Origin of the sequence: Streptomyces mauvecolor (genome assembly GCF_039532965.1) — a bacterium.
Lineage (GTDB): Bacteria > Actinomycetota > Actinomycetes > Streptomycetales > Streptomycetaceae > Streptomyces > Streptomyces violascens.
In genome coordinates this window covers 32,139-57,416 of sequence record NZ_BAAASQ010000018.1, presented here as the reverse complement: position 1 = coordinate 57,416, position 25,278 = coordinate 32,139, and the positions used below count along the sequence as shown (strand labels likewise).

At 71.7% G+C, this 25,278-nt stretch carries 22 protein-coding genes; 6 read left to right on the top strand and 16 right to left on the bottom strand.

Annotation, left to right across the window (positions count from 1 at the left end):
• Nucleotide 1: 1 nt before the first annotated feature.
• Together ABD346_RS23250 and leuA are read right to left on the bottom strand one after the other, a co-directional pair.
• Nucleotides 2-736: a tellurite resistance TerB family protein gene (locus ABD346_RS23250; RefSeq protein ID WP_344377356.1), complete on the bottom strand. Its 735-nt coding sequence runs from the start codon at nt 734-736 to the stop codon at nt 2-4.
• 611 nt (nt 737-1,347) lie between these two features.
• Entirely contained in the window at nt 1,348-3,105 is a 1,758-nt protein-coding gene (leuA, locus tag ABD346_RS23245; RefSeq protein ID WP_344377354.1) for a 2-isopropylmalate synthase, read from the bottom strand.
• A gap of 388 nt (nt 3,106-3,493) precedes the next feature.
• Between leuA and ABD346_RS23240 the strand changes: the two genes are divergently transcribed.
• The 4 genes from ABD346_RS23240 to ABD346_RS23225 all read left to right on the top strand — a co-directional run bounded on the left by ABD346_RS23240 (nt 3,494) and on the right by ABD346_RS23225 (nt 7,574).
• Nucleotides 3,494-4,558 carry a M4 family metallopeptidase gene (locus tag ABD346_RS23240; protein ID WP_344377353.1) on the top strand — a complete coding sequence of 355 codons (1,065 nt, stop codon included), beginning with the start codon at nt 3,494-3,496 and terminating at the stop codon, nt 4,556-4,558.
• A gap of 45 nt (nt 4,559-4,603) precedes the next feature.
• Nucleotides 4,604-4,870 (top strand): protealysin inhibitor emfourin, encoded by a 267-nt coding sequence (locus tag ABD346_RS23235; protein WP_344377352.1) that lies wholly within the window; start codon nt 4,604-4,606, stop codon nt 4,868-4,870.
• A gap of 53 nt (nt 4,871-4,923) precedes the next feature.
• On the top strand, nt 4,924-5,742 hold the full coding sequence (locus ABD346_RS23230) for a GNAT family N-acetyltransferase (protein WP_344377350.1): 819 nt from the start codon (nt 4,924-4,926) through the stop codon (nt 5,740-5,742).
• 377 nt (nt 5,743-6,119) lie between these two features.
• Nucleotides 6,120-7,574, top strand: a complete 1,455-nt coding sequence (locus ABD346_RS23225; RefSeq protein ID WP_344377349.1) for a serine hydrolase domain-containing protein — start codon at nt 6,120-6,122, stop codon at nt 7,572-7,574.
• A gap of 67 nt (nt 7,575-7,641) precedes the next feature.
• Here the strand turns inward: ABD346_RS23225 and era are convergent, their stop codons facing one another.
• The 8 genes from era to ABD346_RS23185 all read right to left on the bottom strand — a co-directional run bounded on the left by era (nt 7,642) and on the right by ABD346_RS23185 (nt 15,150).
• Entirely contained in the window at nt 7,642-8,595 is a 954-nt protein-coding gene (gene era, locus ABD346_RS23220; RefSeq protein ID WP_189964105.1) for a GTPase Era, read from the bottom strand.
• A gap of 130 nt (nt 8,596-8,725) precedes the next feature.
• Entirely contained in the window at nt 8,726-9,520 is a 795-nt protein-coding gene (locus ABD346_RS23215) for a hypothetical protein (protein ID WP_344377346.1), read from the bottom strand.
• A gap of 28 nt (nt 9,521-9,548) precedes the next feature.
• Nucleotides 9,549-10,496 carry a WxL protein peptidoglycan domain-containing protein gene (locus ABD346_RS23210; protein ID WP_344377345.1) on the bottom strand — a complete coding sequence of 316 codons (948 nt, stop codon included), beginning with the start codon at nt 10,494-10,496 and terminating at the stop codon, nt 9,549-9,551.
• Nucleotides 10,497-10,559: 63 nt separating this feature from the next.
• Nucleotides 10,560-11,879 (bottom strand): beta-xylosidase, encoded by a 1,320-nt coding sequence (locus ABD346_RS23205; RefSeq protein ID WP_344377343.1) that lies wholly within the window; start codon nt 11,877-11,879, stop codon nt 10,560-10,562.
• A gap of 255 nt (nt 11,880-12,134) precedes the next feature.
• Nucleotides 12,135-12,620: a hypothetical protein gene (locus ABD346_RS23200; RefSeq protein ID WP_344377342.1), complete on the bottom strand. Its 486-nt coding sequence runs from the start codon at nt 12,618-12,620 to the stop codon at nt 12,135-12,137.
• A 513-nt stretch (nt 12,621-13,133) separates the two neighbouring features.
• Nucleotides 13,134-13,478, bottom strand: a complete 345-nt coding sequence (locus ABD346_RS23195) for a cytidine deaminase (protein WP_344377341.1) — start codon at nt 13,476-13,478, stop codon at nt 13,134-13,136.
• Nucleotides 13,479-13,520: 42 nt separating this feature from the next.
• Nucleotides 13,521-14,243 carry a hypothetical protein gene (locus ABD346_RS23190; protein WP_344377339.1) on the bottom strand — a complete coding sequence of 241 codons (723 nt, stop codon included), beginning with the start codon at nt 14,241-14,243 and terminating at the stop codon, nt 13,521-13,523.
• Between the two features lie 85 nt (nt 14,244-14,328).
• Nucleotides 14,329-15,150, bottom strand: coding sequence for a helix-turn-helix transcriptional regulator (locus ABD346_RS23185; RefSeq protein ID WP_189964489.1), 822 nt, complete (start codon nt 15,148-15,150; stop codon nt 14,329-14,331).
• Nucleotides 15,151-15,290: 140 nt separating this feature from the next.
• Between ABD346_RS23185 and ABD346_RS23180 the strand changes: the two genes are divergently transcribed.
• Nucleotides 15,291-16,700, top strand: coding sequence for an MFS transporter (locus ABD346_RS23180; RefSeq protein ID WP_344377338.1), 1,410 nt, complete (start codon nt 15,291-15,293; stop codon nt 16,698-16,700).
• Nucleotides 16,701-16,716: 16 nt separating this feature from the next.
• Here ABD346_RS23180 and ABD346_RS23175 read toward each other — a convergent pair whose 3' ends face one another.
• The 6 genes from ABD346_RS23175 to ABD346_RS23150 all read right to left on the bottom strand — a co-directional run bounded on the left by ABD346_RS23175 (nt 16,717) and on the right by ABD346_RS23150 (nt 22,740).
• Complete coding sequence (locus ABD346_RS23175) at nt 16,717-17,070, bottom strand: MmcQ/YjbR family DNA-binding protein (RefSeq protein WP_344377337.1); 354 nt, start codon at nt 17,068-17,070, stop codon at nt 16,717-16,719.
• The gene (locus ABD346_RS23170; protein WP_344377336.1) at nt 17,067-18,365 is read right to left on the bottom strand and encodes a hemolysin family protein; all 1,299 of its coding nucleotides are present in this window, start codon (nt 18,363-18,365) and stop codon (nt 17,067-17,069) included. The genes ABD346_RS23175 and ABD346_RS23170 overlap by 4 nt, the downstream gene beginning before the upstream one ends.
• Nucleotides 18,362-18,859 carry an rRNA maturation RNase YbeY gene (ybeY, locus tag ABD346_RS23165; RefSeq protein WP_100578292.1) on the bottom strand — a complete coding sequence of 166 codons (498 nt, stop codon included), beginning with the start codon at nt 18,857-18,859 and terminating at the stop codon, nt 18,362-18,364. The genes ABD346_RS23170 and ybeY overlap by 4 nt, the downstream gene beginning before the upstream one ends.
• A gap of 13 nt (nt 18,860-18,872) precedes the next feature.
• Complete coding sequence (locus ABD346_RS23160; RefSeq protein WP_344377334.1) at nt 18,873-19,922, bottom strand: PhoH family protein; 1,050 nt, start codon at nt 19,920-19,922, stop codon at nt 18,873-18,875.
• A gap of 220 nt (nt 19,923-20,142) precedes the next feature.
• The gene (locus ABD346_RS23155; protein ID WP_344377685.1) at nt 20,143-21,261 is read right to left on the bottom strand and encodes a carbohydrate kinase family protein; all 1,119 of its coding nucleotides are present in this window, start codon (nt 21,259-21,261) and stop codon (nt 20,143-20,145) included.
• 183 nt (nt 21,262-21,444) lie between these two features.
• Complete coding sequence (locus ABD346_RS23150) at nt 21,445-22,740, bottom strand: glucarate dehydratase family protein (RefSeq protein ID WP_344377332.1); 1,296 nt, start codon at nt 22,738-22,740, stop codon at nt 21,445-21,447.
• Between the two features lie 319 nt (nt 22,741-23,059).
• Here ABD346_RS23150 and ABD346_RS23145 point away from each other — a divergent pair, with 319 nt between their 5' ends.
• Complete coding sequence (locus ABD346_RS23145; protein WP_344377331.1) at nt 23,060-24,376, top strand: MFS transporter; 1,317 nt, start codon at nt 23,060-23,062, stop codon at nt 24,374-24,376.
• The last annotated feature ends 902 nt before the right edge of the window (nt 24,377-25,278 follow it).

Genomic DNA, 25,278 nt, shown 5'->3' with positions numbered 1-25,278 from the left:
CTTACGAGGGTGTGCGGGCGGCCGCGAGCAGCCGGGCGGTGTCGTCCGCGCAGAGCGAGAGCGCGCCGCCGACCGTGCTGAGCACCTCGCGTTCGGCCGCGCTGTACGGGCCGTCCGCGAGCGCGATCCGGGCCCCCTGCAACAGGATGGACTCGCGGCCGGCGGGGGCGAGGTGCGGGGCCAGCGGTTCGAGGGCCTCGTGGAGCTCGATCGCGAGGGCCGCGCCGCAGGGGTCGGTGTCGTCGACCGGGTCGGCGAGGAACCGGCCGGTGTCCGCCGCCAGGGCCTCGATGAGGGCGACGAGCTGGTCCTCGGTGCAGTCGTCGAACCCGGCCGCCCGGACGGTGGCGACGGCGGTCGTGGTGACCGTACGGGACGAAGTGCCGCCCGCCGCGAGGACGGCGAGGGCGACGGTGTGCACGGCGTCGCGGAGCATCGCGGAGAAGCGGGTCGTGGTGGGGTGGTCCAGGACTTCCGTCCCGAAGTGGCCCTGGCAGGCGGCGCATTCGACCACCGGACCGGCGGTGCCGCGGGTGGCGAGCGGGACGCCGAGCACCGTGAGGCGTCTGCGGCCGGTGCGGCGCTGGTAGTTCCGGTCGCCGCCGCAGTCGGGGCAGAAGAACTCGCCGTCTCCCACGGTGTGCCACAGGATGCGGACTGACCAGAGGCGGGGCCGGAGGCGGGGACCGGGCGTCCCGGTCGGGTTCGTACCGTTCTGTCCCCGTGCTGGCCGCACCGCGCACCTCCGTAACGCTCCGGCAACGTTGCCGCGTTGACGTGATGTTAGCCACATCCATGATGCGGCGTCAGCACCCCGGAAGGAGGAGAGGTCGGTGGATGGCGGAAAGGTGCCGTTGCCGTCGCGGGGGTGAGCGGCGTGGGCCCGCCCAAACCCTCAGCTCAGGGCGGCCCCGCGGGCGACTCTCCCCCACCCCGCCCCTTCCCGGAACCCTCCGGGGGCGAGGTCGAAAAAGGAGGTCCCCGGAGCTCCGCCCCGGCCCCCGGCGGGGGCTCCGCCCCCCTGCACCCCGTTCGCGCCTGAGCGGCGCTCGTCCTCGATCTCCCCCAAGGCCTCATGGGCCGGGGAGGGACCCCCATGACGGGCCGGGGACGCCGGTGCCGGTCGGGTCGATGCCGCTGGGGGCGCGGGGCTGCGACATTGGCGGCTCCGCCGCGTGGGCGCGGGCAACCACGCACGGTCCGCAGCCGAAGAACCGCACACACTCCGCCCCACCCGCCCCCGGAGGCCACGCGGCGGAGCCGCAGGGTGTCACAGCGGGAAGGGGTGGGGCCGGGGGGCTCGACGGGGTCCGGGGCGGAGCCCCGGCGCACCCCCGCCGTCCGCGGTCAGCGGGACGCGCGGTTGACCGCCGAGATGACCGCCTTCAGCGACGCCCGCGTCGTGTTCGCGTCGATGCCGATACCCCACAGCACGACCCCGTCGATCGCGCACTCGATGTACGACGCGGCCTGCGCGGACGCGCCCTCGCTCATCGTGTGCTCCTGGTAGTCCAGCAGCCGCGCGTCGACGCCCGTCGTGGCCAGCGCCTCGAAGAAGGCCGAGATCGGGCCGTTGCCGGTGCCGGTCAGGACCGTGTCCCGGCCGTCGACGACCGCCTCGACGGTCAGGGTGTCGCGGCCGTCCTTGTCCGTCGTCGTCTGGCCGGAGCGCAGCTGGATGCGGCCCCACGGGTTCTCGGGGTTGGGCAGGTACTCGTCCTGGAAGACCGACCAGATCGCGGTCGGAGTGACCTCGCCGCCCTCGGAGTCCGTCTTCTGCTGGATGATCTTCGAGAACTCGATCTGCATCCGGCGCGGCAGGTCCAGCTTGTGGTCGTTCTTCAGGACGTAGGCGATGCCGCCCTTGCCGGACTGCGAGTTGACCCGGATGACGGCCTCGTACGAGCGGCCGACGTCCTTCGGGTCGATGGGCAGGTACGGAACCGCCCACTCGATCTCGTCCACCGTCCTGCCCGCGGCGGCCGCGTCGGCCTCCATCGCGTCGAAGCCCTTCTTGATGGCGTCCTGGTGGGAGCCGGAGAAGGCGGTGTAGACCAGGTCGCCCGCGTAGGGGTGGCGCGGGTGGATCTCCATCTGGTTGCAGTACTCGGAGGTGCGGCGGATCTCGTCGATCTGGGAGAAGTCGATCTGCGGGTCCACGCCCTGGCTGAACAGGTTCATGCCCAGGGTCACCAGGTCGACGTTGCCGGTGCGCTCGCCCTGGCCGAACAGGCAGCCCTCGATGCGGTCGGCGCCGGCCATGATCGCCAGCTCGGCCGCCGCGACCGCCGTGCCGCGGTCGTTGTGGGGGTGCACGGACAGGCACACGTACTCGCGGCGCGACAGGTTGCGGCTCATCCACTCGAAGCGGTCCGCGTGCGTCGAGGGGGTGGAACGCTCCACCGTGGCGGGCAGGTTGAGGATGATCTCGCGGCCCTCCTCGGGCTGCCAGACGTCGCACACCGCCTCGCAGACCTCCAGCGCGAAGTCCAGCTCGGTGTCCGTGAAGATCTCCGGCGAGTACTGGTAGCCGAAGATCGTCTCGTCGCCCAGGATCTTGTCCGCGTACTCCATGACCAGCCGCGTGCCGTCCACCGCGATCTGCTTGACCTGCTCCTTGGTGCCGCGGAAGACGACCCGGCGGAAGGTGGGGGCGGTCGCGTTGTACAGGTGCACGGTGGCGCGGTGGGCGCCGCGCAGGGACTCCACGGTGCGCTCGATCAGCTCTTCGCGGGCCTGGGTCAGGACGGAGATCGTCACGTCCTCGGGGATCGCACCCTCTTCGATGATGGAGCGTACGAAGTTGAAGTCGGTCTCGCCGGAGGAGGGGAAGCCGACCTCGATCTCCTTGTAGCCCATGCGCACCAGCAGGTCGAACATCTCGCGCTTGCGGGCCGGGCTCATCGGGTCGATCAGTGCCTGGTTGCCGTCCCGCAGGTCGGTCGACAGCCAGCGCGGGGCCTTGGTGATCCGGCCGTTCGGCCAGGTGCGGTCGGGGATGTCCACGGCGTCGTACTGACCGTACTTGTGGATCGGCATCCCGGACGGCTTCTGCGCCTGGGTGGCGTTGGTGACGGGGGTCGGGCGACCAACGGGCTGGGACATGGCGTGCGGCTCCTCATGATCTCTGCGAGAGATGGGGGTCCCCCCTGCTCCTTAAGAGCTCGGGGGAGGCCGACTGTCGAGCGCAACACCAGATCCCGCGGGGAGGGGGTCGGCCTACGACTACAGGCCCTCGCCGCGGCAGCTAAGGAGAAGCAGCCCGATACGCATGATGCCGCAGCCTAGCCGAGGGACGGCGCGAGCGCCGGTCCCGTATCAGTATGCGGGACACCGAAACCGAATCGGACAAAAGGTGACGTATGCCTCGTCCGCCTGAGGTCGTCAGCATCTCGTGGGCGCGAATGGCCGGGAAGTGTCGTAGAGAAAGCACGCTTCACAATCATGGTGGCGACTAGTGACAGCCCCATGACCCAGTGCCACATTGCCCGGCATGGACGCCACCACCAACCCGGTTTTCTGCACCATCATTCCGCCCCACGTCTTCGACCGGCTCATCGAGGCCGAGGACCCCGCGCTCGCGCGCATCGCCCGCCGGACCTTCATCGCGGACGCCGCCCAGCGCACCGAACGCCGGCTGACCACCGTCCTCGGCGCCGAGCCGGTCGCCCCGCCCGCGGGCGGGGGCGCCGGCCAGCCGCAGCGCACCGTCTACGACGCCCAGCACACCACCGCCCTGCCCGGCCACAAGGTCCGCGGCGAGGGCCAGGCGCCCGTCCAGGACGCGACCGTGAACCGCGCCTACGCGGGGCTCGGCGCGACCTTCGAGCTGTACCTGAAGGCGTACCAGCGGCATTCGATCGACGGCAACGGGATGCCGCTCGACGCGACGGTCCACTTCGACCACAGCTACAACAACGCCTTCTGGAACGGCACCCAGATGGTGTTCGGCGACGGTGACGGCCAGATCTTCCTGGACTTCACGCTGCCCGTCGACGTCATCGGCCACGAGCTGACCCACGGCGTCACCCAGCACACCGCGAACCTCACCTACTTCGGCCAGCCGGGCGCCCTGAACGAGTCCATGTCGGACGTGTTCGGCTCGCTGGTCAAGCAGTACTCCCTCGACCAGGACGCCCACCAGGCCGACTGGCTCATCGGCGCGGGTCTGCTCGCGCCCGGCGTCCACGGCGACGCACTGCGCTCGATGAAGGCCCCGGGGACGGCGTACGACGACCCGGTGCTCGGCAAGGACCCGCAGCCCGCCACGATGGACCACTACGTGACCACCGGCCGCGACAACGGCGGTGTGCACATCAACTCGGGCATCCCCAACCACGCCTTCTACCTGCTCGCCGACGAGCTCGGCGGCAAGGCCTGGGAGCGCGCCGGGCAGATCTGGTACGACGTGCTCACCGGCGGGCACCTCGGCACCCAGGCGATGTTCAAGGACTTCGCGAAGCTCACGGTGGCCGCGGCCAGGGCCCGCTACGGCGAGGGCGCGGAATACCAGGCGGTGCAGAAGGCCTGGTCGCAGGTCGGGATTCCGCCCGCCTGACGCATACGCGCTGACGCGACCGAGCGGGGCTGCTAGACAGAGGCCATGCGTATCCAGGTTTCCCGCACAGGAGGATTCGCCGGCATCGAGCGCCGGGCCGAGATCGACACCTCGGGCCGGCCCGATGCCGCCGAGTGGCACGCCCTGGCGAAGGCGGCGCTCGACGAGGGCCACGCCGAGCCGTCGGTCGGCGTGCCGGACGGCTTCCACTACGAGATCACCGTGGACGGCCGCACGGTGCACTGCGCCGATCCGCGCCTGACCGAGGCCCAACGCACCCTGATCGCACGGGTGTTGAAGGAAGGCGCGTAGGCGGCGCCGAAACCCGGGTGCGGGCCGGCCGGGCGGCTGCTTTGATGCGCACCATGAGCCTGCCTGCCCACACCCAGTTGGATGATCTTGAGCGCTACTACGATGCGGCGCCCAGGAGTTCGGCCCGCGCCGAGGACTTCGGTCCGCTGACCCTCTTCGTCCGCGGGGGCGCGGGCTGGCCCTTCTACGCGCGGCCCACCCTCGGCCACGCCGGGCCGGTGACGGCCGCCGATGTCGACAGGGTACGGGCCCGCCAGCGCGAGCTCGGTGCGCCCGAGGCCTTCGAGTGGGTCGCCGAGGTGAGCCCCGGGCTGCGCGCGGCGGTCGAGGAGTCGGGCCTCGCGGTGCACGAGCACCCGCTGATGGTGCTGGACCCCGAGTCGCCGGCCGCCGAGCCGCACCCGCTGGTCCGCGTGCTGGGTCCGGACGATCCGCTGCTGCACGCGGCCCTGGTCGTGCCCCACCTCGCCTTCGCCGCGCCCGGTACGGGAGTCGGCCCGGCGGGCCCGGCCGAGCTGGCCGCCGAGATCACCGCCCGCGCGGGCGACGGCCGGGCCGGGCAGGTCGCCGAGCGGCTCCGGGCGGGCCACAGCGCGATGGCGGCGGCGATCGAGGACGGCCTTCCGCTGTGTTCCGGGATGCACAACCCGGTGGGCCCGGTCACCGAGATCGTCGGGGTGGGCACGCTGCCCGCCGCGCGGCGCCGGGGCCTCGGGCGCGCGGTCACCGCGGCGCTTGTCGCGGACGCGCGGGCGCAGGGGGCGACGACGGTGTTCCTGTCGGCGGGCGACGCGGACGTGGCCCGGATGTACGCGACCCTGGGGTTCCGCCCGGCGGGCACGGCCCTGATCGCCGAACCGGCCGACGTGTGACGGCTGTTGAGGGCGACTGGAAACCGTTCGACTGATTCCGGCCGCCCCGCACGCCGGGACCTGGCCGCGAGCGGCGCGGTTCCCGGATGTTCCGGGGAGCCGGCCGCCATGGAATGGCAGATTCCGGCCATCGGGTGTTCAACTGCTCAACCTCCCTTCGGCAGACGCGACTTGCCATGGTTGAGTTTGATCCCGATGGGATCGAAAACGGGAGGACCACCCGCTTTCACCGGGCCGTCTGGGCCGCCCGCCCCGTCGTGCCCCGCCGGGGCGGCCTCACGCGGGGTGCGTACAGTGTGCGCCCTTGCGCACACCTAACCACCTGCGTACAGTGTTCGCAGCGGGAGCACGTTGTACGCATTCTTGGAGGGAAAGCAATGTCGAAGAACGTGAGCTGGGACGAGCGGGGGAACTGGCGGGCCGAGGGCGAGTGGGGCGCCAGCGACTCAGGCGGCGAGCGCCTCTACCTCGACCAGTGGCAGGCCAAGCTCGACCGGCTGCGCCAGACCCACCACGTGCCCGGCGCCTCCCTCGCCGTGCTCACCCACGACAAGGTCCACGAGCTGGCGAGCGGGGTGCTGCACACCGGCACCGGCGTGGAGGCCACCACCGACTCGATCTTCCAGCTCGGCTCCCTCGCCAAGACGTACACCGCGACCTTGGCCATGCAGCTCGTCGACGCCGGGAAGCTGGACCTGGACGCACCGGTCCGCGCGGTGCTCCCGGACTTCACCGTCGCCGACGAGGAGGCGAGCCGGACCATCACGCCCCGCCGGCTCCTCTCCCACACGAGCGGCCTGACCTGCGACTTCACCTTCGACTCAGGGCGCGGTGACGACTGCTTGGAGTTGTACGTCGACGCCGCCAAGGGGGTCGCCCTCGACTGCCCGTCCGGCAGCGCCTGCTCCTACAGCAGCCTCGGCTTCAATGTGCTCGGCCGCATGATCGAGGTGATCACCGGCTCGACCTGGGACCAGGCGCTCAAGGACCTGCTGCTCGCCCCGCTCGGCGTGACCAGCACGATGACGCTGCCCGAGGAGGCGCTCCAGTTCCGGGCCGCGATGGGCCACCTCGGCGAGTACGGCCAGGACCCGGCGCCGGCTCCGGCCTGGGACCTCATGCCGCGTTCGGCGGGCCCGTACGGCCGGGTGCTCGCCACCGCCGGCGACGTGGCCCGGCTCGCGCAGATGCACCTCGCGGGCGGCACCGCCCCCGACGGGACCCGGCTGCTCACCCCGGGCAGCGTCATCGCGATGCAGACCCGCGAGGTCGACTCCCCCGACAAGTGGACCGTCCACGCGGACGGCTGGGGCCTGGGCTGGACCCTCTACGACTGGAACGGCATCACGGGCTTCGGCCACGACGGCGCCTCCATCGGCCAGTACGGCTTCCTGCGCGTGGTGCCGAGCGCGGGCGTCGCCCTCGTCCTGCTCACCAACGGCGGCGACGCGCGCCGCCTCTACGAGGAGCTCTTCGCCGAACTCCTCGGCGAGCTGGCCGGGGTCGAGATGCCCGCGCCGTTCGAGCCGCCGGCCGAGCCGGTCGAGGTGGACTTCGCGCCGCTCACCGGCACGTACGAGCGCGAGGGCGTCCTCATCACCGTCTCCGAGAAGGAGGACGGCAAGCCGCACCTGGTGTACGAGTTCGTCGGCGGCATGAAGGACTTCTCGCCGCCGCTGGAGATGGACCTCGTCGCGGTCACGGACAAGGTGTTCGCGGGCGCGGGCTCCGGCGCGTACAGCGCGGACTGGATGCCGGTGGTCTTCTCCGAACTCCAGGACGGCACGGGCGTCTGCTACATCGGCATGCGCTGCGCACCGAAGGTGTCGTAACCCCACGCGGCTGTACGTCGGCCCCCGCCGGAACGATGTTCCGGCGGGGGCCGCGTCGTTTCCCGGATCAGAACCCGAGCTTGCGGAGCTGCTTGGGGTCGCGCTGCCAGTCCTTGGCCACCTTGACGTGGAGGTCGAGGAAGACCGGCGTGCCGAGCAGGGCCTCGATGTGCTTGCGGGACTTCATGCCGACCTCCTTGAGGCGCTTGCCCTTGGGGCCGATGATGATGCCCTTCTGACTGGGGCGCTCGATGTAGACGTTGGCGTGGATGTCCAGGAGCGGCTTGTCGGCGGGCCTGTCCTCGCGCGGAATCATTTCCTCCACGACGACGGCGATGGAGTGCGGCAGCTCGTCCCGTACGCCTTCGAGGGCGGCCTCGCGGATCAGCTCGGCGACCATGACCTGCTCGGGCTCGTCGGTGAGGTCGCCCTCGGGGTAGAGCGGCGGGCTGTCCGGAAGCAGCGGGATGATCAGGTCCGCGACGAGCTGGACCTGCTTGTCGCCGACCGCCGAGACCGGCACGATCTGCGCCCACTCGAAGCCGAGCTCCTTGGAGAGCTGGTCGACGGCGATGAGCTGTTCTGCGAGCGTCTTGGAGTCGACCAGGTCGGTCTTGGTGATGATCGCGATCTTGGGGGTCTTCTTGATCCCGGCGAGTTCCTTGGCGATGAACTTGTCGCCGGGGCCGAGCTTCTGGTCGGCGGGCAGACAGAAGCCGATCACGTCGACCTCGGCCCAGGTGGTGCGCACCACGTCGTTGAGGCGCTCGCCGAGCAGGGTGCGCGGCTTGTGGAGGCCGGGGGTGTCCACCAGGATCAGCTGGGCGTCCGGGCGGTGCACGATGCCGCGCACGGTGTGCCGGGTGGTCTGCGGGCGGTTGGAGGTGATGGCCACCTTCTGCCCGACCAGAGCGTTCGTGAGGGTGGACTTGCCCGCGTTGGGGCGGCCGACGAAGCAGGCGAAGCCGGCCCGGTGGGTGGGGGCGGCGGCGGTGTCGGCGGCAGGGGTACGAGCGCTCATGCCGCCCATTCTCCCCGATCCCGGGGGCCCCGCCGCCCAGCCCTGCGGTTTCCCGCCCCTGAGCGGGCCCGGCCCCACGCCCCGGCCCGCCGGAATCGGGGGGCGAAAAGGGGCAGGCATCTGCAAAAGGTCAGGGTCGGGGCGTTGCGCCCTGGGTCACGGTGTGGAGGCGGGCGGCGGCCTTGGCCAGCAAGGAGGGAAGCAGGGCCGGGTCCGCCGGGGCCTGGGCGGCGAAGGTGACCGTGGAGACGTTCGCCCCCTCGCGGACCGTCAGGACCTGCATGTGGAGCTCGGTGCCCGGCACCGAGGCGAGCGCCGCCGTCACCCGCATCCCCACCGCCTCGTCCCCCAGCTTCGCCACACTCTCCGCCTTGACCTCGCTCTTCTCGGGCCCGCCCCAGTTGAAGTCGAGCGAGCCCCCGTCGCAGGCGGCGGGCAGGGCGCGGGAGGCCGCGACCGCCTTGGCCGCCTCCTCGGCGGAGGGGTACGCCACGACCCGGAAGGTGAGGTGCTCGGCGCCGGAGTCCTTGGCGTAGTCGCGGGTCGAACTCGCCGTGTCCTGGCCCTCCTTGGGCCCGTTCCACGTCTCCATGTACGTGTCGCACTGCGCGCTGTTGGCGCTCTCGGTGCCGCCCTCGGCACCGACGTCCGAGTTGTCGCCCCCGCTGACGTCCTCGGAGGGGCTGTCCGCCGGGTCCTCGTCCTCGGCCCAGCCGGCGCCGAGGTCCTGCGCGGTGAGCAGGGCCGCGTCGGTCTGCGCCTGGGTGAACGGCTTGCCCCCGACGGCGGCCTTCGCCGCACCCTGGGCGGGCGACGCGGTTTTCTCCGAATCCGCGCCGTCCGAGCCGCCGCATCCCGCGAGCGTGGCCAGTGCCACCAGCACCGCCGCGCACCCCGTCAGCTTTTCCCTGCGCCCCGTCCGCATGACGGTTGCCCCTCACCTGCCGTACGTGTCATGACCGGGCCACGATACGACGGCGCACGATCCGCTGGGCGACCAAGGCGAGGGCGGCGGCGAGGAGGACTGCTCCGGCCAGCCAGGGCAGCGCCAGGAAGGAGGCCGTCGCCGAGCCCCGCGCGTCCTTGGCGCTGGCCGTCAACTTGACCTCACCCCAGTCGAGTTGGGGCGATCCGTGCCATGCCTCGGTGAGTGTGACCTGCTGCCCGGGCAGCAGTTCGGAGGGGACTTTGGTCAGGCCGCGGCTGAGCAGCGTACGGCCGAAAAGTCCGGTGGCGCTCAGGTCGACCTTCGGGTCGAGGGTGACGTTGCCGCGGTTGTGCAGGGTGTACGTGATGTCGGTGCGGCTCTCCCCGGTGCCGGGGACCAGCGGCCGGTGCTGGGCGAGCGAGACGCGCTCGACGGCGAGGGCGGGGACGGTGGGGCCGCCGACGCGCAGATAGACGCGGGCGCCCACGGCCTGCTGGATGCCGACGGCGACCTTGCCGTCGGCGGCCTGTCCCGGCGCGACGTGGTCGTCGAGCGCGACCAGGGCGCCGACGTGGTCGCCGGGTTCGGCGTCCGGCGGCACGGCGAGCGTGAAGGGCACGGTGACCGAGGACCGGGCGGGGACGGTGACCGTGTTCTGGGCGGGTTTCGCCCAGGCTCCCACCCCGGTCTGCTTCTCCTTCTCGGTGCGCACGGCGAACCCGCCGTCGCGCTCGGTGTTGTACGCGTCCGCCCCGTAGAGGCGGAAGCTCAGCGGCGCCGCCGTCTTGTTGGTGACGGTCACCTTGTCGGCGAGGGTGGTTCCGGGGTCGGCCGAGAGGTAGAAGTACGGGCGCTGAGAGCTGCCCGTGGAGGCGGGGAAGACGGACCAGTTGCCGTTGTCGGCGGCGCGGGCCGCGGGTGCGGCGAGCAGGGCGAGCACGGCAGCCAGGAGGAGTGCGGACAGCTTGCGCACGGTGCGGGACCCCCGGGGACGGGTGGGCCGGCCGGGTGCGCGTCCGGCCCACGGGTGGTGGAGTTAGGTGAGGGTGAGGGTCAGTACGCCGCTGTAGGCGCCGGGCGCGGTGAACGCCGGCACGTCCAGCGAGAGCTTCGCGTCCACGGTGAACTCGCCGCCGGTGAGCGCCGCGTTCGGGGTGGAGGCGAGGGTCGCGCCCGCGCTGCCCACGCTGCCGGCCGAGCCCGCGGCACACACGGACGGGGAGCCGGGCTTGGTGGCGCAGGCCGGGGTCCAGCTGAGCTTGCCCGCGTCGATGGAGCCGCCGGGGCCGGTGAAGTTGGTGACCTTGCCGGTCAGGGACCAGCCCGCGGGGCCGCCGCGGAAGTCCTGGACCGTCACCGTCTTCAGATCGCCGGTGGAGGCGCCGCCCTTGCCGAAGTCGACGGCGCCCAGATTCACGCTGTCACCGGCCTGGGACATCGCGAGCGTGCCCGCGGTGACGGCCGCGTTGAGCTTCTGGCTCGGTCCGGTCGGCGGCGGCCCGCTGTTGACGTGGTACGCCACCGGGCCCGCGCCGTTCGCCGGGTCCCAGGCCGCTCCTTCGTAGGCCACGATCCCGGTGGTCGCCGGGTCCGTGATCGCCGGCCGGGCGGTGAAGCCGCCGTTGGCGTCCGACTTGAAGGTGATCTTGTCGGCGGTGGTGGCGGTGCCGTTCCAGCCCGCGACGGTGATGTCCGCGTTGGGGGTGAACTTGGACCCGGTCACCGTCGTGCGGTCACCGGCGTTGCCCGAGGCCGGGGCGGCCGTGATGGTCCGCTGGTTGACCTGTCCGCCGCCGTCCGTCGCGTTGACCGTCTCGGAGACGGGGGCGGGCGGGTTGGTCACGGTGCAGGGCGTGTCCAGCTCCATGATGTAGCTGGTGTGGATGTTGTAGTCGCCGGGCGACAGGGTGATCGCGCCGGCCTTGGTGGCGGTGAAGCTGCCGCTCATGGAGAACGCCGGGAAGGCGCCCTTGCCGGGCACCGGGTCGTTCTTCTTCGGGCCCGCCACGTCCACGGTGCCGGTCTGGGCGCCCGCGAGGACGACCTTTCCGGTCGGGGTCATGATGTCGGCGGGCAGGGCGATGTCGACGGGGTTGCTGGCGGCGGGCTTGTTCACCGTGTAGGTGACGGTGACCTTGTCGCCGACCTTGGGTGCCGCGTTGTCGACGGTGACGGTCGCGTTCGTGGTGCCGTCGATCGGCGGGATTCCGGCGATGGCCGGCGGGATGCAGTGCGTGGCGAAGTCGACGGGCGTCGCGGCCAGTGCGCTCGCGGGTGCGGCGAGCACGCCGGTTCCGGCGGCGAGTGCGACCGCCCCCAATACGGCGGCCAGACGCCGTCTTCGACGTTCCGACATGGGCTTGCCCCCCTTCCTGAAGTGGCACAGCGCGGCTCGGCTGCGCCGGCAGGGGGCCATTGACGGCTCGCCGCGAAAAGAAGTCAATGCCATCCCGGCGCAGCAACTGATGACCCATCAGATACTGTCAAGATCCTGGCATTTCACACCACTTGGGCGTGGTCGCACGGGGGCGCCGAGGGCACACGAAAGCCGGCGCCGCCCGGGACGGCACCGGCTCGTTCTGCGTGGTGCGTGGTGTTTCCGGTGCCCGGATCAGTCGAAGACGAACGGGCCCGGCGCCTGCGAGGTCGTCGCATCGCAGTTCACCGAGACCCCGAAGATCGTCATCGACAGGGCGGTGCCGGCGAAGTACGAGTCGAGGCTGTCGCCGGAGGCGACGGTCCCGTTCAGCGGGCCGATCGTGACCGGGTCGCCCGCGTTCAGGGCGGGGTTGGCCTTGCCGCTGAACACCGTGGTGCCACCGGCGCCCTTGGCGAGGGTCAGGTTCGCGCTGATCTGGTTGGCGCCGACGGCGACCGGCGTGGTGACGGCCGAGGTCAGCGTGATGGTCGCGGCCGTACCGCTCTGGGTGGCGGTGAGCGTGGCACTGCCGCCGCCCCAGGTTCCGCAGTCGTACGTGGCGGTCGCCGAGCCCGGCGAGACGGCGGCCGCGCCCGGTGCGAAGGCGAGGCCCGCCACGGCCACCGCCCCCACCGCGAGTGCGGCCCGCGCGACCGGCCTTCTGATGCTCTTACGCATGATTCCCCTTCCCGTTACAGGGAGTTGATCGTCTGCCGCGTCATCGGCACACGACCGCGCAGCGGCCCCCGATGGCCCACGTGCACGGGTGCGCGGGCGTGCGGGCATGGCTCTGCAGGGGCTGCTTCAACTGCGCGGAGGGAGCGCATCCGACTCCGGCGCGGGGCTGCGGCTCTGCACCCCGTGCCGACCGCCCGCGAATCTGACGGACCGTCGGATCGACTGTGCGTCCATTGATGCGCGGGGCGCGCCGGATTGCAAGGGGCATCGCCTTGATTCTTACGGGGCGGGTGGGGCGGGGTTTCTGCGCAGTTCCCCGCGCCCCTCAATGGGTTCGCCGTCGGGTGCGGGCCGTACGTGGCCGGCCGCTCCCCCAAGTTCCCGGCTCCGCTCGAACAGGGGGACCCCCATCGCGGCGGAGCCGCACATGTCACAGCCCCGCGCCCCTTCGGGGCGCTGAACAGCCCAGCCCTGACGTCTACAGGGGCGCGGGGAACTGCGCGAGCAGCTCGGTCAGGCCCTGGCGCGTACTTCCCCGTCCGGGCCCGCCAGCAGTACCGGGGTCTCGGGGCCGCCCAGGTCTCGTACTGCTGACAGGTCCGCCTCCGCGGGGCGGGACGCCTCGGTCACCACCGCCGCCGCCTCCAGGGACTTCGCGCCGCTGGCCACGGCCATGGCGACCGCGGTCTGGAGGGCGGACAGTTTCAGGGAGGCGAGCTCGACCGTCCCGGCGACGTACGTGCGGCCGGTCTCGTCGCGCACGGCAGCGCCCTCGGCCACGCCGTTGCGGGCCCGGGCGCTGCGCGCGAGCGTGATGATCTTGCGGTCCTCGGGGTCGAGTTCGGTGCTCTGAGTCATGCCCCGAGCATAAGGAGTGCCGGGCCCCGAGGCCGCGGGGGCTCAGCCCTTGACCGCCTGGTCCAGCTTCTTGGCGACGGTGGCGGTGACGGTCTTGAAGTCGGCCTCCGGGAGGCCGACCGGCTGCTTGCCCTTCGTCGAGAGCGTGCTCAGAGCGCCGCCCTTGCGGACCACGTAATTGTGGAAGCCCATCTTGATCGGGCCCATGTCCAGAACCAGCTCGTAGCCGTGAGCCTCGTCGCCCGCCTTGTCCACGGTCAGCGGCTTGACGGCGGCGGGGTACTTCTCGCCCTCCATGTCGACGGTGAAGGCGGCACACTGGGCGAGGGTCGCCTCGAAACCCTTGAGGTACCCGGCGGCCTTGTCGCCGTCGAAGCCGAAGACCTGCTGCAGGCCGTATTCGAAGTTGCTCGTCTGCCGGGCGGCGGCACCCATCGGGGCGGACTCGCTCTGCATCAGCTCCAGGAGCTTCTGGCACTCGGGCTTGGTGGCCTTGCCGAAGGTGAGGCCACCGGTGCTCGGGCCCGCCTTCCAGCCCGCCGGGACGTCCTTCTCGGTCAGCAGGGCCGCCTTCAATTGAGCCTCGGTGACGGACGACTTGGCCGCACCGGAGGATGCCGTGGACTTGGCGCCGTCCTTCTCGGCAGGCTTGTCGCTCTTGGCGTCCGAACCTCCGCACGCTGCGGCGAACAGCAGGGACGAGGCGGCCAGGGCCACGGCGGCGGTGCGTCTGGCGGAAGCGGAGACAGAGAAGGAAACGGGCATGCTTATCCCCCCACGGGAGCAGAAACAGGACATGTGGTGACTTCTGCACCCTACGTGACGGCCCGCCCGCCCCCCGCGCAGGGCCTCACCCCGCGATCGGATACATCGACCCCCGCCGGCCCTCCGGGGAGGTCAGCCACTCCAGCTTCTCGGCGGTGTCCGTGTGCGGCAGCGGGGTGTGCAGCACGATCACCAGGTCCGGGCGGGCCGGGACGCGCAGTTGGGTCGACTCGACGTGCAGCGCGCCGACGACCGGGTGCTCCATCTCCTTGCGGACCAGCCCGCCGGGCTGGACGTCGCGCCGCTCCCACAGCTCCACGAACTCCGGGCTGAGCTCCTTGGCCTGTTCGACGACCGCCCGGAACCCCTCGTCGTCGGGCCGCTCCGAGCAGGCCGCCCGGAACTGGGCGACGACCGTGCAGGCGATCTCGTCCCAACGCTTGGCGCGGGCACGGTAGATGGGGTCGGTGAAGAACGCGATCAGACAGTTCTGCACGATCTCCGGGCGCATCCCGAGGACGAGCGCGGCCGCGTCGTTGTACATCACCGTGTTCCAGTACGCGTCCATGATGTGCGCGGGGAACGGCATCCAGGCGTCGATCAGGCGCTGGAGTCCGTGGCACATGTCGACGTTCGCCGGGTCGACCTCGGGCGCCGGCGGGTTGAGCCCGGCGAGCACGTACAGGTGGCGGCGCTCGGCGCTGGTCAGCTGGAGGACCCGGCCCACCGAGTCGAGCACCTGCGGGGACACCGTGATGTCGCGGCCCTGCTCCAGCCACTGGTACCAGGAGACGCCGACCCCGGCGAGCACGGCGACCTCCTCGCGGCGCAGCCCGGGGGTGCGGCGACGGGCCCCGCCGTCGGGCAGCCCGGCCTGCGTGGGGGTGATCCTGGCCCGCCTGCTCATGAGGAACTCGCGCAGCTCGCTGCGCCGGTGCTGGTCGATCGGTGTAGCCACGAACTCCCCCTGTCGGCTGCCTGGTGGTGCCACCAACAGGATAAGTTCCCACTCTCCACGGGCATTCCCGGGCCGCGAAGGTAGTGGCCATGGCGATCGATACACAGACGACAATCACCGGGCCGCACACGGCGGCTCCTCAGGTGGACCGGCTGACCGGCCGGGCCAAGCTGGTCCTTTTCGTGCTCTGCGCCGCCCAGTTCATGGTGGCGCTCGACTTCTCCGTGCTGAACGTGGCGCTGCCCGCGCTCGGCAAGGACCTGGGCCTGAGCCGGTCCGCACTCCAGTGGGCGGTCACCGCGTTCGCCCTGCCCTCGGGCGGCTTCCTGCTCCTGTTCGGCCGCATCGCCGACCTCTTCGGCCGCAAGAAGCTGTTCCTGACCGGCCTGGCCCTGTTCGGCACGGCCTCGCTGCTCGCCACCCTCGCCTGGGACCCGGCGTCCTTCCTGACCGGGCGCGCGCTGCAGGGCCTGGGCGCGGCCGTCATCGTGCCGACCGGCATGTCCCTGCTGACCACGACGTTCCCCGAGGGCCCGCTGCGCGACAAGGCGCTGGGCATCTCCGGCACCCTGCTGTCGCTGGGCTTCACCATCGGCATGGTCCTCGGCGGCATCATGACCGACACCCTGGGCTGGCGCTCCACGATGGGCCTGCTGGTGGCCTTCGCGGTGATCGTGCTTGTGCTCGCCCCCGGCCTGCTGCCCGAGTCCCGCACCCCCGAGCGGCCGCGCCTGGACGTGCCCGGCGCCGTCACCGTCACCGGCGGTCTGCTCGCGGTGATCTACGCCCTGTCGACGGCGGCCCAGCGCGGCTTCGGCGGCGCCGACGTGTGGGGCACCCTGCTCGCGGGCCTCGCCCTGCTCGTCGCCTTCGTGATCGTCGAGTCGAAGGCCTCGGCCCCGCTGGTCTCGCTGCCGATGCTGAAGCGCCGCACGGTGGCCTGGGGCAACCTGGGCGGCCTGGTCACCTTCTCGATGATGTCCGCGGTCGTCTTCGTCCTGACCCTCTACCTGCAGGAGACCCTGGGGCTCTCGTCCTTCGAGACCGGCCTGGTCTTCGGCGTCCAGGGCGTCGCCTCGGCCGTCGCCGGTGCGTACGCCGCCAGGTTCATCGGCCGCTTCGGCGCCCGGCGGGTCCTGGTCGGCTCGCTGCTCGGCCAGGGCGTCTTCATCGCCGCCCTGCTCGGCCTGGGCACCGAGTCGGGCGCCCTGCTCGCCACCGTCGCCGTCTCGCTGGCCAGCATGTGCCACCTCGGCGCGATCATCTCGTACGGCGTGACCGTGACCAGCGGCGTCCCGAACGAGGAGCAGGGCCTGGCGACCGGCCTCGTCACCACCACCCAGCAGGTCGGCCTGACCGTCGGCATCCCGCTGCTCGGCGTGCTCGCCACGACGCAGGCCTCGCTGTTCGACGGGGTGCGCACGGTGCTCGCGATCGACGCGGTGATCGTGGTCGCGGCGGCCGCCCTGATCGGCCTCGGCCTGCGCAAGCGGGCCTGAGTGCTCAGGCCCTGCGTCAGGCCCGGTCGAGCCGGAGCCGCTCGGCCTTCGGCAGACCGGCGACCACCAGGTCGTACGAGTCCTCGATGAGCTCCCGGACCAGCCGGTCCGGGAGCCCGGCCACGTCCACGGTGTTCCAGTGCCGCTTGTTCATGTGCCAGCCCGGCACGATCGCGGCGTGCTCCTCGCGCAGCCGGACCGCGTCGTCCGGGTCGCACTTGAGATTGACGGTGAGCGGCTTCCCGTCGAGCGCGGTGAGCGCGAACACCTTCCCGAGCACCTTGAAGACGGAGGTCTCCGGGCCGAACGGGAACTCCTCCGTCGCGGCGTTGAACTCCAGGCAGAACGCTCTCAGTTGCTTCGGTGTCACTCCGCGCTCCCCTTCTCCTCGTCGTCCTTGACCGGCTCCACCAGTACGGTGACGATCTTGTTGCGGCGGCCCGCCGGGGACTCGGCGGTGAGCCGCAGCCTGCGGGCGTCGGGCAGTTCCACCACGGCCGATGCGCCCGCGATCGGCACCCGGCCGAGCGACTTGGCGAGCAGCCCGCCGACGGTCTCCACGTCCTCGTCGTCGAACTCGTCGAAGCCGAACAGCTCGCCCAGGTCGCCGATGTCGAGCCGGGCGGTCACCCGGAAGCATCCGTCCGCGAGCTCGGTCACCGGCGGCAGCTCGCGGTCGTACTCGTCGGTGATCTCGCCGACGATCTCCTCCAGGATGTCCTCGATGGTGACGATGCCGGCGGTGCCGCCGTATTCGTCGATGACGACCGCGACGTGGCTGCGCTGCTGCTGCATCTCGCGCAGCAGGTCACCGGCGTTCTTGGTGTCGGGCACGAAGGCGGCGGGCCGCATCGCGGTGGAGACGAGGTCGGCCTCGGAGTCCCGGTTGATGTGCGTCTTGCGGACCAGGTCCTTCACATACACGATTCCGACGATGTCGTCCTCGTTCTCGCCGGTCACCGGGATGCGCGAGAAACCGGAGCGCAGCGCGAGGGTGAGGGCCTGGCGGATCGTCTTGTACCGCTCGATGCAGACGAGGTCGGTGCGCGGCACCATGACCTCGCGCACCAGGGTGTCGCCCAGCTCGAACACCGAGTGCACCATCCGGCGCTCGTCGTCCTCGATCAGCGACTCCTGCTCGGCGAGGTCGACCATCGCCCGCAGCTCGGCCTCGGACGCGAACGGCCCCTTGCGGAAGCCCTTTCCGGGGGTGAGCGCGTTGCCGAGCAGGATCAGGAGCTGCGGGATCGGCCCCATGACCCTGGCCAGCGGCAGCAGCACGTACGCGGCCGCCGTCGCGGTGTTCAGGGGGTGCTGGCGGCCGATGGTGCGGGGCGAGACGCCGACGGCGACGTACGAGACGAGCACCATCACGCCGATGGCGACGAGCAGCGCGGCCCAGGTCTCGCCGAACTCGTTGAGGCACACGTACGTGACGAGGACCCCCGCGGCCATCTCGCAGGCGACCCGCACCAGCAGCGCCACGTTGAGGTAGCGCGTCGGGTCCGAGGCGATCTGGGCGAGCTTGGCGCTGCCGCGCCGGCCGGTGCGTACGGCCTCCTCCGCGCGGAAGGAGGTCGTACGGGCGATGCCGGCCTCGGCGCAGGCCGCGAGCCAGGCGACGACGACCAGCGCGACGGCGCCCGCGATGAGTTGGCCGGTCATGAGACGGTCGGCGCCGGGGAGGGACCGGTCAGGCCCTTCTCCGCGCGCCAGCCGTCCACGATGGCCGCCTGGAGGCCGAACATCTCGGCCTTCTCGTCCGGCTCCTCGTGGTCGTAGCCGAGCAGGTGCAGCACCCCGTGGACGGTGAGGAGCTGGAGCTCCTCGTCCATGGAGTGCTGCGTCTCGGCGTCCTCGCCCTGCTTCTTGGCGACCTCCGGGCACAGGACGATGTCACCGAGGAGGCCCTGCGGGGGCTCCTCGTCGTCCTTCGACGGCGGACGCAGCTCGTCCATCGGGAAGGACATGACATCGGTGGGGCCCGGCAGGTCCATCCACTGGATGTGCAGCTGCTCCATGGCCTCGGCGTCCACGACGATCACCGAGAGCTCGGAGAGCGGGTGGATCCGCATCCGTGTGAGGGCGTAGCGGGCGATGTCGAGGATCGCCTGCTCGTCGACCTCGGTTCCGGACTCGTTGTTGACGTCGATCGACATGGTGCGCTCTGCTCTACTTCCCGTTCCGGCCGCCCCGGCCGTTCTGGTCCTGGCGGCTGTCGTACTGCTCGTACGCGTCGACGATACGGCCGACGAGCTTGTGCCGTACGACATCCTGCGAGGTGAGCCGGGAGAAGTGCACGTCCTCGACGCCGTCCAGGATGTCCTGGACCTGCCGCAGACCGCTCTTCGTGCCGCCCGGAAGGTCGACCTGGGTGATGTCACCCGTGATGACGATCTTCGAGTCGAAGCCGAGCCTGGTCAGGAACATCTTCATCTGCTCGGCGCTGGTGTTCTGCGCCTCGTCGAGGATGATGAAGGCGTCGTTCAGGGTCCTGCCTCGCATGTACGCCAGCGGGGCGACCTCGATCGTTCCGGCCGCCATCAGGCGCGGGATCGAGTCCGGGTCGAGCATGTCGTGCAGGGCGTCGTACAGCGGGCGCAGGTACGGGTCGATCTTCTCGTAGAGCGTGCCGGGCAGGAAGCCCAGGCGCTCGCCGGCCTCCACGGCCGGTCTGGTCAGGATGATCCGGGTGACCTGCTTGGACTGCAGGGCCTGGACCGCCTTGGCCATGGCGAGGTAGGTCTTGCCGGTACCGGCGGGGCCGATGCCGAAGACGATCGTGTGCTTGTCGATCGCGTCGACGTACCGCTTCTGGTTCAGGGTCTTGGGGCGGATGGTGCGGCCGCGGCTGGAGAGGATGTTCTGCGTGAGCACCTCTGCGGGTGTCTCGCGGTGTCCGTCCCCATGGGCTCCGTTGCCGTTGGCGCTGCCATTGGCCCGGAGCATGGCGATCGAGCGTTCCACTGCGTCCTCCGTCATCGACTGTCCGGTGCGGAGCACCAGCATCATCTCGTCGAACAGTCGCTGGATGAGGGCGACTTCCGTCGCGTCCCCCACGGCGCTGATCACATTGCCCCGTACGTGTATGTCGGCCGACGGGAAGGCCTTCTCGATCACGCGCAGCAGGGAGTCGCTCGAACCCAGGATCGTCACCATGGGGTGCTTGGCAGGGATGGTGATCTGGGCGTGCGCCTGCGGGTGTGTGGGTGTCTGAGTCATGGGCCGGCTCTGTGGCCTGCACATACCTCCCGTTGCAGGGTTCTCGCTGCTCGGGAACCTCTGGGATACCAAGCGTACGACTTGCCGCGCGAGCCTCCGAGGGGTTTTCCGCCCTGCGCCCGGCCGGGGTGCCCCTGCCGACCTCACTGGGGCTGAGCCCCCTCCCCCGTTTCCCTTCGTCCGCGGGCCGCGTCCGGGGGCTCTGCCCCCGCGTGCAGGGTCAGACCGGGTGGCGGAAGCCCAGGGTGGGGACCGCTCGGCGCAGGGGCCAGGTGCGGGCGGCGCCTGGGAGCAGGTCGGTCAGGAAGGTGTAGCGGCGAAGGGCCGCGGGGTCCTGGTGAGCCAGGGTGCGGACCTTTTCCCACCAGCCCGCGATCTCCGCCCAGCCCGGCGCCGACAGCGAGCCCCCGAACTCCTGGACCGACAGCGCCGCCGTGAGCCCCGCGAAGGCGAGCCGGTCCGCGAGCGGCCAGCCGGCCAGGGTGCCGGTGACGAAGCCCGCCACGAAGACGTCGCCCGCTCCGGTCGGGTCGAGGGCCTCGACCTCGATGGCCGGGACGTCCGCCGTCTCGCCCGTCGCGCCGTCCACCGCGTACGCGCCTTCCGGCCCCAGCGTCACCACCGCCAGCGGCACCTTCTCGGCCAGGGCGCGGGCCGCCGCGCGCGGGCAGTCGGTCCGGGTGTAGGCCATCGCCTCGGCCGCGTTGGGCAGGAACGCCTCGCAGTGTTCGAGGTCGGGGAGCCCCGCCAGGTCCCAGCGGCCCGTGTCGTCCCAGCCGACGTCCGCGAAGACCCGCGCGCCGGAGCTCGCCGCGTCCGCGATCCAGCCCTCGCTCCGCCCCGGCACCAGGGAGGCGACCGCGGCCCGGGCGCGGGGCGGGCAGTTGGGCGCGGACAGTTCGTGCGGCGCCTCGTGGCCGTGGGTGACCATCGTGCGTTCGCCCTCGTACGCCATGGAGACGGTGACCGGGGAGTGCCAGCCGGGCACGGTGCGCGACAGCGAGAGGTCGATGCCCTCGCCCTGTTCGAGCGCGTCCCAGCAGTACTCGCCGTAGTGGTCGTCGCCGAAGGCCGCGGCCAGGGACGTGCGCAGGCCGAGGCGGGCGAGCGCGGTGGCCATGTTGGCGACGCCGCCGGGGCTCGACCCCATGCCGCGCGCCCAGGACTCGGTGCCGCGTACGGGGGCGGAGTCGAGCCCGGTGAAGATGATGTCGAGGAAGACCGTGCCGGTGAGGAAGACGTCGCAGGGCGGGTCGTGCGGGTCGCGCAGCCCGTCGAGCGGGTCGAGCCGGGAGGACCGGCGGGGCTCGGCACCCGCGGCGTGACGGCGCTCGGTCAGGGAGTCGGCGCCGCCTGGACGGTGCCATTCGGCGGGCGTGCGGTCGCGCTCGGGCGCATATTCCGGGCGGGGCCGCTGGGGCTCGTGGGGCGGCTGCTCTCTGCTGGGTCGTGTCGTCACGGCGGGCTCTCCGTTCGCGTACAGATCTGGCAAGTCTGCCCGATGTACGCCGACCGGGGGCCGCTACCAGCGGGGCAGCACCGGACTTGTCCAGGTCGCGTGCTCCGGCGCCCGGCGCATCGCGGCCGCGTCGTCGCGGTCGCGCAGGGTGCCGTCGTCGTCGAGCCAGCGCCGGTGGAGGCGGGCGAGTGCGGCGGGGTCGAGTTCGACGCCGAGTCCGGGGGCGTCAGGGACGTCCAGGCGTCCGTCGCGGAACACGTGCCGGGCGGTGATCACGTCCTCGGTCCCCCACGGGTAGTGGCTGTCGCAGGCGTAGTCGAGGTTGGGGACGGTGGCCGCGACATGGGTCATCGCGGCGAGGCTGATCCCCATGTGGGTGTTGGAGTGCATGGACATGCCGACCCCGAACACCCGGCAGATCGCGGCGAGTTCACGGGTGTTGCGCAGGCCGCCCCAGTAGTGGTGGTCGGACAGGACCACCTGGACGGCGTCGGTCAGGAACGCCTGCCTGATCTCCGGGAACGTCGTCACGCACATGTTGGTGGCGAGCGGCACGCCGGTGCCCCGCGACACCTCGGCCATCGCGGCCGTGCCCGGCGCCGGGTCCTCCAGGTATTCGAGTACGTCCGCGAGTTCGGCGGCGACCTTGAGCGAGGTCCGGGGCGTCCAGCCGCCGTTGGGGTCGAGCCGGAGCGGGTGGCCGGGGAAGGCGTCGGCCAGGGCGCGGATCGCGGCGACCTCCTGCTCGGGCGGGAAGACGCCGCCCTTGAGCTTGAAGGACGTGAAGCCGTGCTCGCGCACGAAGCGGCGGGCCTGCTCGACGATCCCGGCGGGGTCGAGGGCCGCGCCCCAGGCGTCCTTCTCGCCCGCGCCGCCCGGGTGTTCGGCCCAGCGGTAGAAGAGATACGCGCTGTACTCCACGGCGTCGCGGACCTTGCCGCCGAGCAGGGTGTGCACGGGCACGCCCTGGATCTTGCCGAGCGCGTCCAGGCAGGCCACCTCGAACGCGGAGACGACGGACAGGCGCAGCTTGTCGGCGCTCTGGACGCCGCGCAGCCCGCCGACGTCGACCGAGTGGTCGATCCGGGAGTCGGCCACCCCGATCTTGTTCATGGATGTAAACAGCCCATTGAGGTCGGCGATGTCGTGGCCGACCACGGCCCGGGCGTACGGGCGGGCGAGTTCGAGGTACTTGGTGTCGCCGTACGTCTCGCCGACTCCGGTGGCCCCGTCAACCGTGACGATCTCGACAACCAGGCGGGGAGTGTAGGGCTGATGCACGCCCTGGACGTTGAGGAGCGGGGGGTCGGAAATGAGGACCGGGGTCAGCCGCACCTCGGCAATCCGCTGTCCGCGCACGGCGCCGCCTCTCCTCCGCGATCTCGTCCACCCAGAAGCAACTGGTCCACCAATGAAAATGGAGACTAGATATGTGAACAGCCGGTCGTCAAGGGGCCCGTCCGCCGACGACCGCCCCCAACCCCCCTCCCTCCTAACGAAATTCGCTCGTCTACCCGACCGACCCCAGGCCAAACAACATGTGACCCAGATCACTCACTCTCGGCTTTTCGCGCACTCGGGACGCTTGATACAAATTGGGCCCGCGATCCCGCACAACACCGGGCGCATCCCCCTCTTTGGCCTCCCTGCCCCACGGGCACTGTTCCTTGGAACGCCCATGTCCGCACGCTCTCGTGCCGCCTGGCCCCTGGTCGCCGTCTTCACCACCGGTTACCTCGCCGCGTACCTCCTTCCCACCGTCGTCGGCCGCCTCTCGGCGGGGCTCGGGCTCTCGCCGACAGAGGCCGGACTGATCGGCTCCACCCTGCTGTTGAGCTCGGCGACGGCCGGCTTCGGCCTCGCCTCCAGAGTGGAGCGGCACGGCCCGCGCCGCCTCGCCGGGCTCGGCCTGCTCCTCATGATCACGGGGTACGGCGGCGCCGCCCTGACCACCCTGGTCCCGCTCGTCGTGGCCGGCGCGGTGGTCGGCGGCCTCGGCTCCGGTACTGCCACGGCGGTGGCCGCGGCCGGCATCGCCGCCCAGCGCAACCCCCACCGCACCTCCACGCTGGGCCTGCTCTCGGTCTCCGCGACGGCGGGCGCGCTGTATCTGACGATCCCTCACCTCGGCGGCGGGCATGCGATCCCGCTCGCCGCGATCGCGGTGGTGGCGGCGCTGGTGTGGCCCGCGACGCGACGGCTTCCGGACACCTGCGGTCCGAGCCGGCCGGCGGAGACCGGGGAGACCTCCGAGGCCACGGGCGTACGGCTCCCGCACCGCCGCTCCGGTACGGTCCTGGCCGCGACCATGCTCTGCTGGTCCCTCGCGCAGAACGCGCTGTGGGGGGTGAGCGGGCGGATCGGCCTCACCCAGGCCGGGCTGACCGAGGTCACCGTCGGCATGGTGTTCGCGGCGGGGCTCGGCGCGGGACTGCTCGGCGTGCTGGGCGCCGGTGCGCTCGGCGCGCGGCTCGGGCGGGCGGTGCCGATCGGGGCGGGCACGGCGGTCATCGCGTGCTGCATCGTGGCGAGTTCGTCGGCTCGGGGCCTGGTGTCCTTCGCGTCCGGCGAGATCCTCTGGAACGTCTTCTACCCGGTGGTTCTCTCCTACCTGATCGGCCTGTCCGCCTCGCTCGACCCGCGCGGCCGCTGGGCGGTGCTCGCGGGTTCGGCCTCCTCCCTCGGGGTGGCCTGCGGCCCCCTCACGGGCAGCCTGCTCTCCGAGTACGCGGGGTACCGGGGGATGGGGCTGGTGCTGTGCACGCTGCTCCTGCTGATCGCCGCGCCGATGACGGCGGTCGCGCTGCATACGGCCGGGCGGCCGCTGGTGCCCGGCTCCATCCGGCGCCGGGGTGGTGCGGCGGCGGCCGTCGCGGCGGGCCGGGCGGGGGCCTCGTCCGCGCTGCTTCCGCAGATCGGGGTGCCGGAGCAGGAGGTCGCGGAGATCCCGATCACTTCGCGAGCGAAACGCCGCCGCAAGGTCCTGGCGTCCTGAGCCTTCCCCACCCCGCCCCTTCCCCAGACCCGCCGGGGGTGGGGAAGGTGAAGCGGGGTTTCCCGGGGCTCCGCCCCAGACCCCGGGGGCTGCCCCACCCCGCCCCTCCCCGAAACCCTCCGGGGGTTGTGAAGAGGTGAAGCCGGGTTCTCCGGGGCTCCGCCCCAGACCCCGTTCGCGCCTCAAGGGCGCTCGTCCTCAAACGCCGGACAGGCTAGGAGTGGTCCGACATCCATGACCGTCCACCAGCCGAGGATGCCCGCCTGGGCACCAGAGCCAAGGACGGCACCGCCCGGGGCGCGGGGAACTGCGCGACCCCGCCGCGCGATGGACGCGACCGACAGTGCTGGGTGCCCTACCGGGGCGCGGGGAACCGCGCGAGCAACCACCCACGGCCCGCACGCCGACGGACGTCGTGAGTCCGGGGCACAGACCGAGGGAGGCGACACCAACCCTGCCAGGGGCGCGGGGAACTGCGCGACCAGCCACCCACGGTCGCCGGCCGAAATCCGTCCACAACGTCCAGCCCGCCGGCGAGTGCGGGGCGGGGAACTGGGTCGGGCCCAGAGCTCAGCCCTTCCGATCCCCGTCATGGGGCGGGAGGGCGAGCCCGCCCCGGGGTTCGGAGGCAGAGCCTCCGATGCGAACATGGGGCAAAGCCCCCTGGAGTCTGGGGCGGAGCCCCGGGGTTCGGCCTCTCGACTCCCTGCACGGGCGGGCGGGTGGGCAAACCCGCTGGGGCCTCGGGCACAGCCCCGGGAGCTCAGCCCCTCAACACTGAGGCACGGGCGGGCGGGTGGGCAAACCCGCCGGGGCCCGAGGCACAGCCCCAGGAGCTCAGCCCCTCAACACTGAGCCACAGGCGGGCGGGCAGGCCCGCTGGGGCCTGGGGCAAAGCCCCA